This is a genomic window from Micromonospora sp. NPDC003241, from assembly GCF_053589795.1.
The window spans coordinates 291,702-307,393 of the sequence record NZ_JBSFSO010000001.1 but is presented as its reverse complement, the minus strand read 5'-3'; the positions used below and the strand labels follow the sequence as shown (position 1 = coordinate 307,393).

The following is a 15,692-nucleotide window of genomic DNA, read 5'->3' as shown; positions in this document are numbered from 1 at the left end:
GCCATGCCGCCCCGCCCCTTCTCGACCGCGTGTGGACCCGCCTCAGCGGGCCAACAGTGCGAAAACCCCCCAGCCGAGGTACTCGCGCTGGTACCGCGTGTACCGAACAGGCTCGGTGGTGAGCTCCGCCCGTACCGTGCCGGCCAGTTCGTCATCGGGGTTGTCGTCGAGCCAGCGGCGAAGGTTCAGCCACTGTGCCGCCTGGTACCGGTCCCAACTGTCCTGATCGGCCAGCACCATCTCCACGACGTCGTACCCGAGGTCGCCGAACCGTTCGACCAGCTCCGGCAACAGCAGGAAGTCCTCCACGCTCTGTGCGAGACAGGCTCTGGCGGTCTGCTGGTCCGGCACCTCCCGCCGCCAGTACGGCTCGCCGACGAGCATCAGACCGCCGGGACGGAGACTGCTGCTCAGGAGCTCGACGGTGCCGGGAAGGCCACCACCGATCCAGGTGGCACCAATGCAGGCGACGAGATCGACCGGCTCGTCCGCGACGTACCCGGAGGCGTCGTCGTGCACGAAGGTGACCCGGTCGGCGACGCCGAGTTCAGCGGCGCGGGCACGCGCCTGCGCGGTGAAAACCGTGCTGATGTCCACCCCGGTGCCGGTGACCTGATGGTCCCGGGCCCAGGTGCACAGCATCTCGCCCGACCCGCTGGCCAGGTCGAGCACACGGGTGCCGGGGGCCAGACGCAGCGCCTGGCCCAGGGCGGCGAGCTTGCCGGGCGTGAACGGGTTGTGAATGCGGTGGTTACTCTCGCGAATGGTGAAGATACGTGGAAGATCCACGGGAGATGCTCCTTGGATTCGATGAGGTCAGGGTGCCTGCGAAGGGCGGTCGACCGGAGCCGGTCGCCGCTGCTCGGACCGTCATCAATGCACCTCACTCACCACGTACGAACCTGAGTCCGGCCAGCGTAGGCGGGCTGTCCCGACGCTTCCACCGATTTGAACCGACCTGCTCGCCTGGCCGACGACGAGAAGCGCCCGCCACGATTGGGCGGGCGCTTCGTCGTAGGTCTGGGTCAGGCTCGCTCGGCGAGCTGGTTGATGAACGTTCGCCACGCCGTCGGTCCGAAGGTCAGGGCCGGGCCGGTGGGGTCCTTGGAGTCCCGGACACCGATGACCCCGGGAAGGTTGTCCGCGACCTCGACGCAGTTGCCGCCGCTCGCACCGCTGCGAGTGCTCTTGCGCCACCGGGCGTTACTGAGGTCCATGATGGCTCTCAACTTTCATTCAATCGCCGAGCTGGGCGATGAACGTCCGCCACGCCGTCGGTCCGAAAGTCAGGGCTGGGCCGGTGGGGTCCTTGGAGTCCCGCACGCCGACGACGCCGGGAAGGTTGTCCGCGACCTCGACGCAGTCACCGCCGTTGGCGCTGCTGCGGCTGCTCTTGCGCCAGATGGCGCCGGTCAGCTCCATGTCTCTGCCACTTCCCTAATGAGTTCGATCGACTGCCGGTGGGACAGCGCCTCACCGCGCACATTCTCCCACGCTGCTGTGAGGGCAACCAGCTCTCCGGGCTCGGAGACCACCTGTCCGTGAAGCTGATTGTCCAGGTAGCCGGCGGTCCGGTTGTCGACGCTGCTGGCAATGACGAATGGACCTGACAGCCCGGCGTAAGCCCCGGCAGACAACGGCACCACATGCACGCGGACGTGCGGCAAGAGTGCAGTCTCGGCGAGCGATCCCAGCTGCTCCCGCATCACTTCAGGGCCTCCCACCGTGCGTCGAATGACACCCTCGTCTATGACCGCTGTCAGCCACGGAGGGCCGTCTCCGGCTAGCACCGACTGACGGGCCATGCGAGCAGCTACCAAACGCTCGACCTCATCCGACGTGTGCTGCCCGGCCGAACCGAAGATCCCTCGTGCATACCTCTCTGTCTGAAGTAGTCCGGGCAGGACCAGCGGCTGATAGGAGCGAAGCGAGTGTGCCTCACGTTCGATTACCTCCCACGGGCGGAACCATACGAGTTCGCGAGATCTCCGTTTTGTGTCCGGCCATATGTCTGACACGACGCACCCAAGTGTCCCGGCTGCCGCGTCCCGATGGACCTGGTGCGGTATGCGTCCCTCGCGCAGCCACCGGTCGGTCGTCTTGGGGTCAACACCGATGCGCTCAGCCAGGGAATCCGTTGTGTGGCCCGACCTTTGGAGCGCCATTCGGAGCGCGTCGTTCATGGAGACACCTTCCGACACAGTAGATATCTGGACACCATATAGACACGCGGTGTTGCTGTCTCGTCACAGATGGCAAGTTGAGTCAGGGCGGTGTGGCGAGTGGAGGTCCGGGATGGCCCGCTGGTCGTGCCGCCGGGGGTCGCCCGTGGGCGAGCACTCAGGGCGACCCCCTCGAACGTCGACGGAGGAGGCACCGTGCCCGAGCCTGTGAACGCCGTACCTGCCTCGCGGTGGGGTGAGCCCGTTGCGCGTACCGGCCTCGCCGTAGGGGACGTGGTCCGCGTGCCCGAGGGCGCCTACCAGCCCGGCGCGGGGGAGTTGACGTTGTACGTGGCCGAGGTGGGGGACCGGATCGAGCGCGACGGCAGCGTGTGGATCGAGGTGTACGGCCATGAGGTGCAGGAAGACGGGACGCTGCGGGTCCGTCGCCGCTATGCGCAGGTCCGCCCGGATCTCGCCGATGTCCGCCCGGCGCGTGGCTGGTGAGCGTGCGCCGGGAGGACGAGAGTCCGACGATCTGCCCCGGCGTGTACCTCCTGAGCAGGGCAGCGTCCCCACAGTTCAGCAAGCCGATCGTGGTGCGCCTGATTCGGAAGCTCGATCTGACGACGTACGACGGATGGGTCTGGATCGAGGTGTATCAGCTCAACGCGGCGGGGAATGCGACCGCCCGGCGGACGCTGTTCGTGCAGGTCGCGGGGATGAAGCGCGTGGCGGCGCCGCCGCCCGCGCGTCGCTCCCCGCCGCGCTCCGGCGGCGGGCACGGGACCGGTGCAGCGGTGACCTCGCCGCGCACGAGCCCGCGCGCCCCACCTGGCGCTGCCGGGCGTGTGGCGCGGCGTGGCCGTGTTCTCCGGCCAAGTTGCGCCTGCTGGCGGAGTACCGCACGCGCCGGGTCGAGTTGGTGGCCTACCTGAAGGCGCTGCGCGAGGATGCCGCCGACCAGCTCGCCGAGCCTGACTCGGACGCGCGTCGCGCCCACCTGGCGGCCCGCTTCACGGACTGGGCCGCTGTTCACCGCTCTCGGACGCAGGACCACTGAACGGCGACCTGCCGATAACCGAGCCGGGTGTTGACCGCCAGCATCGGCGCGTTCGCCGCGTCGTTCCCGGTGTACGCGGTGGTGACCCCGTCCTGCGCCGCGCGGTGCAGGACGGCCAGCTTGACCAGCCGGGCCAGTCCACGTCCCCGGTGCTGCGGCACCGTGCCGGTGTAATCGGACCATATCCGCGTACCGTCCCGCTTCACCAGGCTGATCGCGGCCAACTCGCCGTCGACCTCGACGCAGGTGCTGACCGCCCGGTCCAGTCCCACGTTGTCCCAGGTGGTGGCGATCCAGTCGGCGTAGCTGATCGCGCCGGACACGACGTCGCCCGGCTCGTCGGCACTGGCCAGCACGTCCACCTTGTGTACGTGGCGCGGGTCGACGTCCGCCAGCGGGACCAGCCGTACGCCGTCGGGAGGTGTCGGCAACGGTGGCAGCGTGTGCAGATCCAGGGCCGAGAACTGCTCCTTGCGGCTCGGCGTGAAGCCGTGCCGGCGGGCGAACGGCAGCGCCTCCGGCAGCGCACGCCCGTGCAGCCGGGTCAGGTCGAGCGGAGCGAGGTGCGTGATCGCCTCGGCCAGCAGCGCGCTGCCGATCCCGCGTCGCCGCTGGTCGGGGTGTACGTGCAGCAACGACACCTCGCCGACCGCCTCGGCGGTGTGCTCGTTCCGGGACGCGCACACCCAGCCCACGATCTGCCCGTCGACCTCGGCGACGAAGCCGGCCCAGTGCAGACCCGGCGGCGGTGTGGCGATCAACTGCCGCGTGGACGCGACTCCTCGCAGCAGGAAGGGGAACACGAGTCTCCGCAGCGCCACCACCGCCGGGGCGTCGTCGGGGCGGGCCAGGCGGAGGAGGAACTGTGGTCCAGGCATCCGGCGGAGGCTAGCCGGTCCACCGCCGGTGCCGCCTCGGGTTTATCGCAGGGAGGTGGGGAGAGTTGTTGTCGTCCCAGCGACAACAGATCTACCCACCTCCCCGCGAACCTCGTGACGGTCGGCGGTTGGCAGGGTGGCAGGGCTGCGGCCGGGTGGTGCCGCGACATCGAGCCTTGCCATCCGGGGGTTGCGGGTCTGCGGGCGGCACTGCCGCTGCGTCGGGCCTTGCCGACGGGCGGTGTGCGGGGCTGCGGCCCGACATCGGCCTTGCCGACGGGCGGTTTGCAGGGGTGCGACCGGGCGGTGCCGCGACGTCGGCCCTGCCAATCGGCGGGACCCGCCGAGCTGAGGCCGGCGGTGCTGCGACCCGACGGCCCGAGCGTGCTGCCCGTCCCCATCCGCACTGCCCCCGGGCCCTCTCAGGCGTTAGGAAGGGTCCCTTCCTAACACCGTTGGCTTCGCCGATCGGAGGCCGCACAACTGCGGTCCGCCTGTGGAGCGCCATCGGGGGGTATGGCGCCGGAAGAGAGGCGGTGGGCGCGGACGAGGTGGGCGCGATGCCGGTCGCACGGTGACCGCTGAGAGGCAGCGGGCCGGGCATCAGAGGCGAGCCGGGTCCGACGCCTTGTCCCAGCTGCATCGTGGCGGAAAGGACGACTTCAGCCGTACCCACCATCAGCCCTGCCAGCCGGCGGCCTCCAGGGCCGCGCGGATCTGGGCCGCCACCTCGGCCGGGCGGTGTCGGACGTCGAAGGCGGTGAAGCGGAGGATACGGTCGCCCTCGATCCAGATCTTGTTCTGTCGCCGCAGGTCAGCGGCCCAGTGCCGGGCGTCCATGTGGTGCCCGCCGTCGATCTCCACGTGCAGCGACCACCGAGGCCAGTAGGCGTCCAGGTAGCGATTCCGACCGTCGGTGTCCCGCCGCCGATGTTGTCCCTGCGGCGGCGGCAACCCGTGGCGGCGGCACAGCCGGGCCAGGTCGATCTCGGAGAGCGCCTCCGCGCCGCCCGCGATGTCGTGCAGCGTCTCCCGGATCAGCGCGCCCCGGCGGGCCTGGGGCATCCGGTCCAACACCGCCCCGACCTCCGCCGGGGTCACCCGCCGCTGTTGGCAGCCGGCCGCGAGGATCTGCTGCGCCTCGTCGTCGGTACGCACCCACTGCGCCGCGTCGACCAGGGATCGGGCCATCGACGTACGGTCGGGGCGCGCCCGCTGGCGGTCGGCGTCGGGCAGGTGTCGAGCCCGGCGTACCCGCACCGCAGGCAGGCCGAGTGGTAGCCGGCGCAGCAGGTCGGCGCGGTGGCGATGGTGCGGGATCAGCACGTCGACGGTGTCGTAGCGATAGGTGCCGCGCAGCCCGCCAGCCGTCGCCGCCGCCAGCCCGGCGAGGATCGCGCCCTCCCCGGCCGCGAGTACAGCCGCCCACCATGCCTGCGCGGGCGAGTACGGCCTGCCGGGCGGCTCGGCCCGCAGCACGCCCCGGCACACCCGGCTCCATCGCCCGGAGGTCAGCAGGTGGCGCACTGTGGACGGGCTCAGCGCGGCGGTGGCCTGCGCCCAGGTGAGGATTCCCGACTGCTCGAACAGCAGCCACTGCAACGGGTCGGCGTCGTCTCGGGGAATCCGCACGAATCGATTGAACCGTGAGGTGGGTAGATCTGTTGTCGCTGGAACGACAATAAATCTACCCACCTTCGTGGTCGCCGCCGCCTTTACGTGACTGGCAAGCCGAGGTGCGGCAACCGGCGGCGCTCGCACCGATCGCTTCCCCGGCCGACGGCTGCGGCGTCGTCAAGATCACGGCTGGCGTCGTCGTCGGGAACGCGTCCGGTGCCGCTCGCGCGGAGCGCCGCTGGTGACGTCTTCAAGAGTGGCGGTCGGCGGCGCTGTCACGGATGGCACCGCGGAGGCGGCGGAACGTAGCCCCGTCAGCCCGTCAGCCCGTCAGCCCGTCAGCCCGTCAGCCCGTCAGCCGGCCGGGACGGCGGCGACGGCCTCGACCTCGACGAGTTGGTCGTCGTAGCCGAGCACCGCCACGCCGAGCAGCGTGCTCGGGGCGTCGTGGTCGCCGAAGGCGTCGCGTACCACCTCCCACGTCGCGACCAGGTCGGCCTGCTCGGACGACGCTACGTACACGGTGCTCTTGACCACGTCGGCGAGCGTGGCACCGGCGGCGCGCAGGGCGGTCTCCAGGTTGGCCATGACCTGCCGGGCCTGAGCCGTGTAGTCACCGGGGGCGACGGTGTTCCCGTCGGCGTCCAGCGGGCAGGCGCCTGCGGTGTAGACGAGGCGGGTGGAGGGTTCCACGGTGGCTAGATAGGCGTACGGCGCGGCGGCGCTGAGGGCGGGCACGGGCAGCAATCGGACGGAACTGGACATGCGCGGCATGCTAACCAGCCCGGCGAGCCGGGTGCCACCTGGTTTCGGTGTTAGGAAGGGACCCCTTCTATACACGAGGCGTTAATAAGGTGCCCTTCCTTACACGCAGCACGCAGCACGCAGCACGCAGCCCGCAGCACTCAGGCGGACTCGCGGATGATCAGCTCGGTGGGGAGGATCAGCGCCGGCTCGACGTCCTCCCCGGCGGCCAGACGCAGCAGCAGACGGGTGCCCTGCCGGCCCAGCTCGACTATCGGCTGCCGCACGGTGGTCAGCGGCGGATCGGTGTAGGCGGCGGTCTCGATGTCGTCGAAGCCGATCACCGCCACGTCGTCCGGCACCCGCCGTCCGGTCTCGCGGAGCGTACGCATGGCGGCGTGCGCCATCAGGTCCGACGCGGCGAAGACGGCGTCCAGGTCGGGGTGGGCGGCGAGCAGTTCCCGCATGGCCGCCGCCCCGGATTCGCGGGTGAAGTCACCGACGGCCACCATCTCCGGTAGCCCGGCGGCGGCCACCGTCTCCCGGTAGCCGGTCAACCGCTCGATCCCGGCCACCATGTCCTGCGGGCCGGCGATGGTGGCGATCCGACGGCGGCCCCCGTCGATCAGGTGCCGGACCGCGCGGGTCACCCCGGCCACCTGGTCGACGTCGACGTACGGGATGTCCGCCCCGTCGAGGGGACGGCCGCTGCACACCACCGGGATGCCGAGCGCGGCCAGCTTGGCGGGGAGCGGGTCGGCGCCGTGCAGCGAGGCGAAGAGCACTCCGTCGACGTGCCGGCCGGTGGTGTACCGCTCCACCCGCTCGTGACCGGCCGGTGAGCCGGCCAGCATCAGCACGAGCTGTTTGTCGGCGGCCTCCAACTCCTGCGCGGCGCCCCGGATGATGCCCGGGAACACCTGGTCGTCGGAGAAGACCCGGGTGGCCTCCTCGGGCATGACCAGGGCGATCGAGTCGGTGCGTTGGGTGACGAGGGTGCGGGCGGCCAGGTTCGGCACGTACCCCAACTCGGCCACCGCCTGGCGGACCGCCTCCTGGATCGGCTCGGCGACCGTGGTCGAGCCGTTGACCACCCGGGAGACGGTGGCACGGGACACCCCGGCCCGTCGCGCCACCGCTTCCAGAGTGGGCCGCTGCGCCCCCGTCATAGGAGAAACCACCATCTCGTCACAGCCCGTTCCGGGAGATCACCTCCTGGTACCACCGGGCACTCGACTTCGGTGTACGCCGCTGGGTGAGGTAGTCGACGTGCACGATGCCGAACCGCTTCCGGTACCCCTCGGCCCACTCGAAGTTGTCCAGCAATGACCATACGAGATAGCCCCGCAGGTCGACGCCCCGGGCGATGGCCTCGTGCGCGGCGCGCAGGTGGCCGTCGAGGTAGGCGATCCGGTCCGAGTCCTGGAGCGGGCTGGACGGGTCGGCGGTCTTGTCCGGAAAAGCCGCACCGTTCTCGGTGATCAGCAACGGCACGCCGGGGTAGTCGGCGGCGATCCGCTCCAGCAGCCGGGTCAGCCCGGCCGGCTCGATCATCCACCCCATGTCGGTCAGCGGACCGACCGCCGGCAGGAACTCCACCGCGCCCTCGGTGCCCGGGTACGCGCCACCGCCCCCGCCGCCGTCCGGACGGCCCGCGACGTACGTGGGGGAGTAGTAGTTGATGCCGAGCAGGTCGATCGGTGCCGCGATGATCTTCTCGTCGCCGTCCCGGACGAAGGTCGGCTCGACCAGCCGCGCCACGTGCTCGCGGACGTCGTCCGGGTACCCGCCGACCAGCAGCGGGTCGAGGAAGATCCGGTTGTGCAGGCCGTCGACCAGGCGTACGGCGGCGGCGTCGGCCGCGCTGTCCGCGTCGGCGGGCTGCACGTCGGCGGGGTTGAGCGTGATGCCGACCCGGGCCGCACCGCGGCTGCGCAGGGCCTGGGTGGCCAGGCCGTGCGCGAGCAGCAGATGGTGTACGGCGGAGAAGGCCGCCCCCGCGTCCTGGACCCCGGGAGCGTGTACGCCGTTGCCGTACCCGAGGTAGGCGGAGCACCACGGCTCGTTGAGCGTCGTCCAGGTGTCGATCCGGTCGCCGAGCCGGGTGTGCACGGCAGTGGCGTAGGTGGCGAAGTGCTCTGCCGTGTCCCGGTCGGTCCAGCCGCCCCGGTCCTGCAACGTCTGCGGCAGGTCCCAGTGGTATAGGGTGACGATCGGGTCGATGCCCCGACCGAGCAGCGCGTCCGTCAGCCGGTCGTAGAAGTCCAGGCCGCGCGGGTTGACCGGCCCGCTGCCGTCGGGCTGGATGCGCGGCCAGGACACCGAGAAGCGGTACGCCTGGAGGCCCAGCTCCGCCATCATCGCCACGTCGTCGGCGTACCGGTGGTAGTGGTCGCAGGCGACATCGCCGGTGTGCCCGGCGTGGACCTTGCCCGGCGTACGGCTGAAGGTGTCCCAGATCGAGTCGCCGCGCCCGTCGTCGCGGGCCGCGCCCTCGATCTGGTACGCCGCCGTGGCCGCACCCCACAGGAAGTTCTCCGGGAAACTCAACTCGCTCATGCCGGCACTCCGCTTCGCTGCGTGCCGCCACGAGGCACGGCCCTGTGTCGATGGTTCGCTCGCTGACGCTCGCTCACGCCTTCACCGCACCTTCCATGATCCCGCCGATGATCTGGCGGCCGAACAGGACGAACACCAGCAGCAACGGCAGCGTGGCGATGGCCGTACCGGTAAACACCTGGGACATGTCCTGGTAGTAGCCGTCGGACAGAGCCCGCAGCGACAACTGCACGGTAGGATTCTCCGGGTCGTTGAGCACCGCGTACGGCCAGAGGAAATCGTTCCACGTGGTCATGAAGGTGAGCAGGCCGAGCACGGCGGCGGCCGGCCGCAGTGCCGGTACCACCACGTTCCAGTAGATCCGGGCGGTACCGCATCCGTCCACCCGGGCCGCCTCGATCAGCTCGGTGCTGACCGCCTGACCGGCGTACTGGCGCATCATGAACACGCCGAAGCCGGTGACCAGCGCGGGCAGGATCACGGCGGGCAGCCGGTCGTTCAGGTTCAGCTTCGTCATCAGCATGTAGAGCGGGATGACGCCGAGCTGGGTGGGCACCATCATGGTGGCGATGATCACCATCAGCATCGCGTTGCGGCCCCGGAACCGCAGCTTGGCGAAGGCGAACCCGGCCAGGCTGCAGAAGAACACCACCGAGACGGTGACCGTGGTCGCCACGATCGCCGAGTTGATCAGACCGGTCAGGAAGTAGGCGTCGGTGTTGTCGAACAGCCGGGCGATGTTGGCGCCCAGGTTGCCGCCGGGCGTCATCGGTGGCGGCAACTGCCCCATCGCGTCGCTGCTACGGCTGGCCACCACGAACATCCAGTAGATCGGGAAGAGCGACATCACGGTGGCCGCGATCAGCGCGCAGTACGTGAGCGGGCTGGCCCGCCAGAGCCGGCTCATCGCGCCACCTCGCTTCGCTCGGCGTCGCGACGAGGCCCCAACGCGCTGAACCTGAGGACTCGCTCGCTGCGCTCGCTCATCGCGCCACCTCGCTTCGCTCGGCGTCGCGACGAGGCCCCAACGCGCTGAACTGAAGGATTCGCTCGCTGCGCTCGCTCATCGCGGGCCTCCCTTCCGCCCGCCGATGTTCGGTCGGGCGCCGGCCCCGAGCCGGCGGATGATCAGTACGTTGATCGCCGCGACGATGGCGATCAGGGCGAAGAGCAGCCACGCCACCGCCGAGCCGTAGCCGAAGTTGTAGTAGGGCGCGAAGGCGTTCTCGAACATGTACATGGTCAGCGTCTGCGACTCGCGCATCGGGCCGCCCCGGATCGCGTTGGTGCCGGAGTGGAACAGCCGGGGCTCGGTGAAGAGCTGGAGCCCGCCGATGGTGGAGATGATGACGCAGAAGATGATCGTGGGCTTGAGCAGCGGCACGGTGACGGCCCAGAACTGCCGGGCCCGGTTCGCGCCGTCGATCGCCGCCGCTTCGTACAGGTCGCGGGGGATGGCCTGCATGGCGGCCAGGAAGATCAGCGCGTTGTACCCGGTCCAGCGCCAGTCGACCATGGCGGAGATGGCCACCCAGGAGGCGAACCGGTCGGACTTCCACCCGATCGGGTCGAGGCCCACCAGGTCGAGCATCCAGTTGACCATGCCGAACTCGCGGCCGAACAGCACCCCGAAGACGATCGCCACGGCGGCCGTGGAGGTGACGTTGGGGACCAGCACCGCCATCCGCCAGCCGGTACGGAAACGCAGGTGCCGGTTGAGCAGGTTGGCCAGCCAGAGCGCCAGGAGCAACTGCGGCACGGTGCTGATCACGAAGATGCCGAGCGTGTTCACCACCGAGTGCCAGAAGTCGCTGTCGACCAGCAGCTGGGTGTAGTTGTCCGCGCCGATGAAGGTGGGATTGCTGCCGAGCAGGTCCCAGTCGTGCAGCGAGACCCAGAAGGTGTACGCCAGCGGCCACGCCCCGAAGATCGCGAAGATCACGAAGAACGGGGCGATGTAGAGGTAGGGCGAGTACTTCGCGTCGATCCGGCTCAGTCGGCCGGACCGTGGCGGGCGGGTGTTCCGCGGTGCCGGGGCGGCCGGCGGGTGCGCGTCGAGCTGCAACGCCATGACCCGTGACTCCTTTCCACGCCCCCGCCCCGCGCCGATCCAAGGTCGCCGTCGCGTCGAGGTGGACGCGTCGGGTCCGGTGGATCGGCGACGGGGTGGGGACCGTCGGGCCGGCTACTTGGCGGCGGCCTTCTTGGCGTTGGCGATCGCGTCCTGCCACCCCTGCTCGGGGTTGCGCTGTCCCAGCTCGACGGTGCGGACCGCGTTCTCGACCTCGGTGCGTACGGCCTGGTTCTTCGGGCCCATGTAGACCGGCTTGAGGGTCTTGGCGCCCTCACCGAAGATCCGGCCGACCGGCGCGCCGGAGAAGTACGCGTTGGTGGCCTCGGTGATGGCCGCGTCGTCCAGTGCCTGCGGCGACGACGGCAGCGGGCCCTTGGCCTTGAAGGCTCCGATGTGGCCCTCGGCGCTGGTCAGGAACTTGACCAGCTTGATCGCCTCGTCCTGGTTCTTGCTCTGGCGCGGCACGGCCAGGTGCGAGCCGCCCCAGTTGCCGCCGTCACCGGGCACCCGGGCGATGTCCCACTTGCCGTTGGCCTCCGGCCCGGCGTTGCCCTCGATCACCCCGGTCATCCACGCGGGGCAGGCGATGGTGGCGAACTTGGACTGCTTGAAGGCGGAGACCCACTCGTCGGACCAGGAGCCGTACTTGCCGGAGAGGCCCGCGTTGATGATGGCCATGGTGGTGTCCCAGGCCTGCTTCACCGCCGGGTTGCTGTCGACCACCAGGTTGTCGCTGGTGTCGTAGTAGTGGTAGCCCTGCGCGTTGCCGGCGGTCTGGAGCACGATCGTGTTGAACGTGTTGGTCGCGGCGTCCAGGAACGCGGCGCCGGTGTTCGCCGCCTTGAACTTCTCACCGGTGGCGATGTACTCCTGCCAGGTCGGCCAGAGCTTGGAGACCTCTTCGCGGTCGGTCGGCAGCCCGGCCTTGTCGAACAGGTCGGTGCGGTAGCACATCGCCATGCCGCCGACGTCGGTGCCGAGGCCGATCAGCTTCTGGCCGTCGGCGGTGAGCCCCTGGTTCCACTTCCACTCCAGGAAGTTGCCCTTGAGGTCGGCGGCGCCGTGGTCGAGCAGGTTGACGAAGTTGTCCGGGTTGGCCTTGTACTCGACCATCAGACCCTCTTCGATGGCGACCACGTCACCGGCGCCCTTGCCCGCCGCGAGCCACTGGGTCAGCTTCGGCGAGTACTCGTCGAGGTTGCCGCCGGTGCCCCGCTCGACGATCTTCACGCCGGGGTTGGCGTCCATGTACTGCTTGTACAGCTCCTCGTAGCCGAACTGTCCGAAGACGTCGACGGTGAGGGTTATCGTGCCGTCCTCGGCGTCGTCGCCGCCACCGCAGCCGCTGGTGACGAGCAACGCGCCGACGGCGGCCAGGGCGACCGCAGCGAGGCGGTGGCGCGGGAAGGTGCCCATGGTCTGGTGACCCCTCTCAGGTCGGGGGTGGTGGTGGATAAGGCCCAGAGAGCGCTCTCACGAAGCTTGCGGTCCGCCGTCGATCGATGTCAAGAGAGCGCTCTCTCGACGAGGTCACAGAATGGCCACGGGCGGTCCTCCCGATCGGGAGGACCGCCCGTGGCATGTCCGTGCTGAGTCGGCTACGCCGGCTGTCGTGTCGGCCGCGTTCGGCTACGCCGGCTGTGCTGGCTCTACCGGCCGTCGTGCCGGCCATGTCGGCTTGGCCGACGTGCCGGCCAAGCGGCCGTGTCGACGGTCGGGGCGTGGCCGGCCGCCGACACGGACTCAGGCGGCGCGGACCCCGTCCAGCAGGGCGCGGTCGCCGGCCACGGTCAGGGTGTCGAAGCTGACCCGTCCCCAGAGCGCCAGCAGCAGGTCGCTCGCGGTGGCGTTGACGTGCACCCGGGCGTGGTGGTCGTCGTGGTCGAGGATGGTGCCGGTGTCGAGCAGGGCCACCCCCTCGCCGCGCAGCCGCAGATACCACTCCTGGGCGGCGTCGCTCGCGCTCAACCGCACCACGCCGCGCCACTGCCCGGTCGCCGCCCGCCGACCCGCCGGCAGCCAGGTGTCCAGCACCTCGCTCACCCCGTCGGCCGCGAGCTTGGCCTCGATCGGTTCACCGGCCGCGATGGCGAGCTGGGCGTCCCAGCGGTGCACCGCGGTCTCGTGGGCCATCCGACGCGGCCAGAAACCCGCCTTCTTCGGCTGCGGCGCCCAGTTCCACGCCGGAGCCTCCGGGTCGAGGGTGTCGAAGAGGGCCATCAGCTCGTCGTACGCCTGCTGCCACTGCGCCGAAGCGGTCACACCCGGCACCGGCTCGACCGGCTGTGCCCGGCGCTCCGGGGCCGTCGTCCCGCCCGAGCCCACGATCGCGTGCGCCCAGCGGTAGACGCCGGCGAGGTGCAGGGCCAGGTCGGCGACCGTCCAGCCGGGGCAGGAGAGCACGGGTGTCTCGGGCGGGGCTTCGGCCACCGCAGCGGCGAACGCCGGACCCTCCGTCCGAAGCGCGCCGATCCAGAAGTCCTTGCTGCCCTGCAATCTGCTCATCGCCATCCTCCCGGGGGTGACCCGGCCACCAATGGGTGCCGCGGCTACCCACCAGCCTAGGGTGAAAGGCGTGTTCGACGCCTACGCCCAGCCGACAGTCGCCGCTGAACCCGCCAGCACCGGCGATCTGGCGCAATACACCACATTACGCTTGGGTGGCCCGGCTCGCCGGATTGTCACCGCCACCACCGCCGACGAGATCGTCACCCGGGTACGCGAGGCCCAGGACGACGTTCTGCTGCTCGCGGGCGGTAGCAACGTGGTGATCGGCGACGCCGGCTTCCCCGGCACCGTGGTCCTCGTCCGGTCCCGGGGTCTGCGCGTGCTCGCCGAGAACGAGGCGAACGTCACCGTACGGGTCGAGGCCGGCGAGCCGTGGGACGACCTCGTCGCCGCCACCGTGGCCAACGGCTGGTCCGGGTTGGAGTGCCTGTCCGGCATCCCCGGCTCGACCGGGGCGACCCCGATCCAGAACGTCGGTGCGTACGGGCAGGAGGTCGCGGAGACCATCGTCGGCGTGCAGGTCTACGACCGCGTCACCGGTGAGGTGACGACGGTCCCCACCGTGGACTGTGGCTTCGCGTACCGGGCCAGCGTCTTCAAGTACAGCCAACGGCTGGTGGTGCTCTCGGTCGACTTCCGGCTGGCCCGCTCGCCGCTGTCCGGCCCGGTGCGCTACGCGGAACTGGCCCGTACGCTCGGTGTCTCGGTCGGTGACCGGGTGCCGGCGACCCAGGCGCGTGCCACCGTGCTGCGGCTGCGCGCCGGCAAGGGCATGGTGCTGGACCCGACCGACCCGGACACCCGCTCGGTCGGCTCGTTCTTCACCAACCCGGTGCTCGACACCGGCGGCTACGAACTGCTGCGGCAGCGGGCCGCCGACATCGGGGAGCCGCCGGCCTGGCCGGGCGCCGGGGACCGGGTCAAGATCAGCGCGGCCTGGCTGATCGACAAGGCGGGCTTCGGCAAGGGCCATCCCGGCCCCGAGGGTGTCGCCATCTCCAGCAAGCACACCCTGGCGCTGACGAACCAGTCCGGCACCGCCAGCACCGAGGATCTGATCACGCTGGCCCGCGAGATCCGTGACACCGTCGAGGCCCGGTTCGCCGTGACCCTCCACCCCGAACCCGTCCTCGTCAACTGCACCATCTGACCGCTCACCGCGCCCACCGCCCCCGCCGCGCCCGCCGCCCCCGCCGCCCCCGCCGCGCCCGCCGCCCCCGCCGGCCTGCATGTTAGGAAGGGACCCTTCCTATACACGAGGCGTTAGTAGGGGACCCCTCCTTACACGCGTCCCCGCGGGGCGACGGCGGGCCAGGGGATCGTGAGCTGGCCCTGACGCCACTCGCGGGGACGGCGCAGCACGGGCCAGCCCTGGGCGCGCACCGTGGACACCGCGCGCAGCCAGCGTTGGCGAGGGCCGAACGGGGCGTAGCCGGCGGCAGCCCGCCAGGCGTCGTCCAGAGCGCGGATCAGGTCGTGGATCGGCTCGCCCGGCACGTTCCGGTGGATCAACGCCTTGGGCAGCCGTTCGGCCAGCTCGGCCGGGTTCTCCAGCGTGGTCAGCCGGGCGGCCAGGGTCAGCGTCAGGGGACCGGTGGCGTCGAGCAGGATCCAACTGCCGAGTCGACCCGGCTCGTCGCAGGTGCCCTCCACCAGTAGCCCGCCCGGAGCCAGCCCGGCGAGCACGGTGGCCCAGGCGGCGGCCACCTCGCTCTCGTCGTACTGCCGCAGGACGTTGAACGCGCGGACCACGGTCGGCCGGAGCCCGGCCAGCTCGAAGCCGCCCCGGGCGAAGGTGAGACCGGGTGGGTCGGCGGCCGGTTGGGCGGCGTCGACGCGTACCGGATCGATCTCCAGCCCGACCACCCGCACGTCGGCGCGGACCCGCGCGGCCAGCCGGGCGCGCAGCTCCACCGCCGTCACCGGCGTGGCACCGTAACCAAGGTCGACCACCAGCGGGTCCGGCGCGTCGCGCAGCACGTCCGCGCAGTTCTCCACCATCCAGTTGTCCACCCGGCGCAGCCGGTTGGGATTGGTGGTGCCCCGGGTGACCACACCGAGCGGCCGGGACCTCAGTGTCGCCATCG

Annotated in this window: 16 protein-coding genes; 2 read left to right on the top strand and 14 right to left on the bottom strand. The window is 70.6% G+C overall.

What is annotated here, in order from left to right; translation table 11 throughout:
• Nucleotides 1-42: 42 nt before the first annotated feature.
• From ACWDVW_RS01480 to ACWDVW_RS01465, 4 genes are all read right to left on the bottom strand, one after another.
• Entirely contained in the window at nt 43-789 is a 747-nt protein-coding gene (locus ACWDVW_RS01480) for an SAM-dependent methyltransferase (protein ID WP_449943345.1), read from the bottom strand.
• Nucleotides 790-1,025: 236 nt separating this feature from the next.
• Nucleotides 1,026-1,217 (bottom strand): DUF397 domain-containing protein, encoded by a 192-nt coding sequence (locus ACWDVW_RS01475; protein ID WP_449943342.1) that lies wholly within the window; start codon nt 1,215-1,217, stop codon nt 1,026-1,028.
• A gap of 19 nt (nt 1,218-1,236) precedes the next feature.
• Nucleotides 1,237-1,422, bottom strand: a complete 186-nt coding sequence (locus tag ACWDVW_RS01470) for a DUF397 domain-containing protein (protein WP_449943340.1) — start codon at nt 1,420-1,422, stop codon at nt 1,237-1,239.
• Complete coding sequence (locus ACWDVW_RS01465) at nt 1,413-2,183, bottom strand: DUF5753 domain-containing protein (RefSeq protein ID WP_449943337.1); 771 nt, start codon at nt 2,181-2,183, stop codon at nt 1,413-1,415. Before ACWDVW_RS01465 ends, ACWDVW_RS01470 begins: the two co-directional genes overlap by 10 nt.
• Nucleotides 2,184-2,378: 195 nt before the next feature.
• Here ACWDVW_RS01465 and ACWDVW_RS01460 point away from each other — a divergent pair, with 195 nt between their 5' ends.
• Nucleotides 2,379-2,669, top strand: coding sequence for a hypothetical protein (locus ACWDVW_RS01460; RefSeq protein WP_449943334.1), 291 nt, complete (start codon nt 2,379-2,381; stop codon nt 2,667-2,669).
• 528 nt (nt 2,670-3,197) lie between these two features.
• Here ACWDVW_RS01460 and ACWDVW_RS01455 read toward each other — a convergent pair.
• From ACWDVW_RS01455 to ACWDVW_RS01415, 9 genes are all read right to left on the bottom strand, one after another.
• On the bottom strand, nt 3,198-4,103 hold the full coding sequence (locus ACWDVW_RS01455; RefSeq protein ID WP_449943332.1) for a GNAT family N-acetyltransferase: 906 nt from the start codon (nt 4,101-4,103) through the stop codon (nt 3,198-3,200).
• 678 nt (nt 4,104-4,781) lie between these two features.
• Nucleotides 4,782-5,735, bottom strand: coding sequence for a hypothetical protein (locus ACWDVW_RS01450; RefSeq protein ID WP_449943329.1), 954 nt, complete (start codon nt 5,733-5,735; stop codon nt 4,782-4,784).
• A 339-nt stretch (nt 5,736-6,074) separates the two neighbouring features.
• Nucleotides 6,075-6,485 (bottom strand): RidA family protein, encoded by a 411-nt coding sequence (locus ACWDVW_RS01445; RefSeq protein WP_449943327.1) that lies wholly within the window; start codon nt 6,483-6,485, stop codon nt 6,075-6,077.
• A gap of 140 nt (nt 6,486-6,625) precedes the next feature.
• The gene (locus tag ACWDVW_RS01440) at nt 6,626-7,633 is read right to left on the bottom strand and encodes a LacI family DNA-binding transcriptional regulator (RefSeq protein ID WP_350693073.1); all 1,008 of its coding nucleotides are present in this window, start codon (nt 7,631-7,633) and stop codon (nt 6,626-6,628) included.
• A 19-nt stretch (nt 7,634-7,652) separates the two neighbouring features.
• Nucleotides 7,653-9,023: a GH1 family beta-glucosidase gene (locus ACWDVW_RS01435; protein WP_449943324.1), complete on the bottom strand. Its 1,371-nt coding sequence runs from the start codon at nt 9,021-9,023 to the stop codon at nt 7,653-7,655.
• Between the two features lie 73 nt (nt 9,024-9,096).
• On the bottom strand, nt 9,097-9,930 hold the full coding sequence (locus ACWDVW_RS01430; protein WP_350693069.1) for a carbohydrate ABC transporter permease: 834 nt from the start codon (nt 9,928-9,930) through the stop codon (nt 9,097-9,099).
• A gap of 156 nt (nt 9,931-10,086) precedes the next feature.
• Nucleotides 10,087-11,094, bottom strand: coding sequence for a carbohydrate ABC transporter permease (locus ACWDVW_RS01425; protein WP_449943321.1), 1,008 nt, complete (start codon nt 11,092-11,094; stop codon nt 10,087-10,089).
• A 114-nt stretch (nt 11,095-11,208) separates the two neighbouring features.
• Entirely contained in the window at nt 11,209-12,513 is a 1,305-nt protein-coding gene (locus ACWDVW_RS01420) for an ABC transporter substrate-binding protein (protein ID WP_449943318.1), read from the bottom strand.
• 327 nt (nt 12,514-12,840) lie between these two features.
• Nucleotides 12,841-13,602, bottom strand: coding sequence for a maleylpyruvate isomerase family mycothiol-dependent enzyme (locus ACWDVW_RS01415; RefSeq protein WP_396741892.1), 762 nt, complete (start codon nt 13,600-13,602; stop codon nt 12,841-12,843).
• A gap of 70 nt (nt 13,603-13,672) precedes the next feature.
• Here ACWDVW_RS01415 and ACWDVW_RS01410 point away from each other — a divergent pair, with 70 nt between their 5' ends.
• The gene (locus ACWDVW_RS01410; RefSeq protein WP_449943315.1) at nt 13,673-14,755 is read left to right on the top strand and encodes a UDP-N-acetylmuramate dehydrogenase; all 1,083 of its coding nucleotides are present in this window, start codon (nt 13,673-13,675) and stop codon (nt 14,753-14,755) included.
• A 131-nt stretch (nt 14,756-14,886) separates the two neighbouring features.
• Here ACWDVW_RS01410 and ACWDVW_RS01405 read toward each other — a convergent pair whose 3' ends face one another.
• A complete protein-coding gene (locus ACWDVW_RS01405; protein ID WP_449943312.1) occupies nt 14,887-15,690 on the bottom strand; it encodes a class I SAM-dependent methyltransferase in 804 nt (267 codons plus the stop codon).
• Between the last annotated feature and the right edge of the window lie 2 nt (nt 15,691-15,692).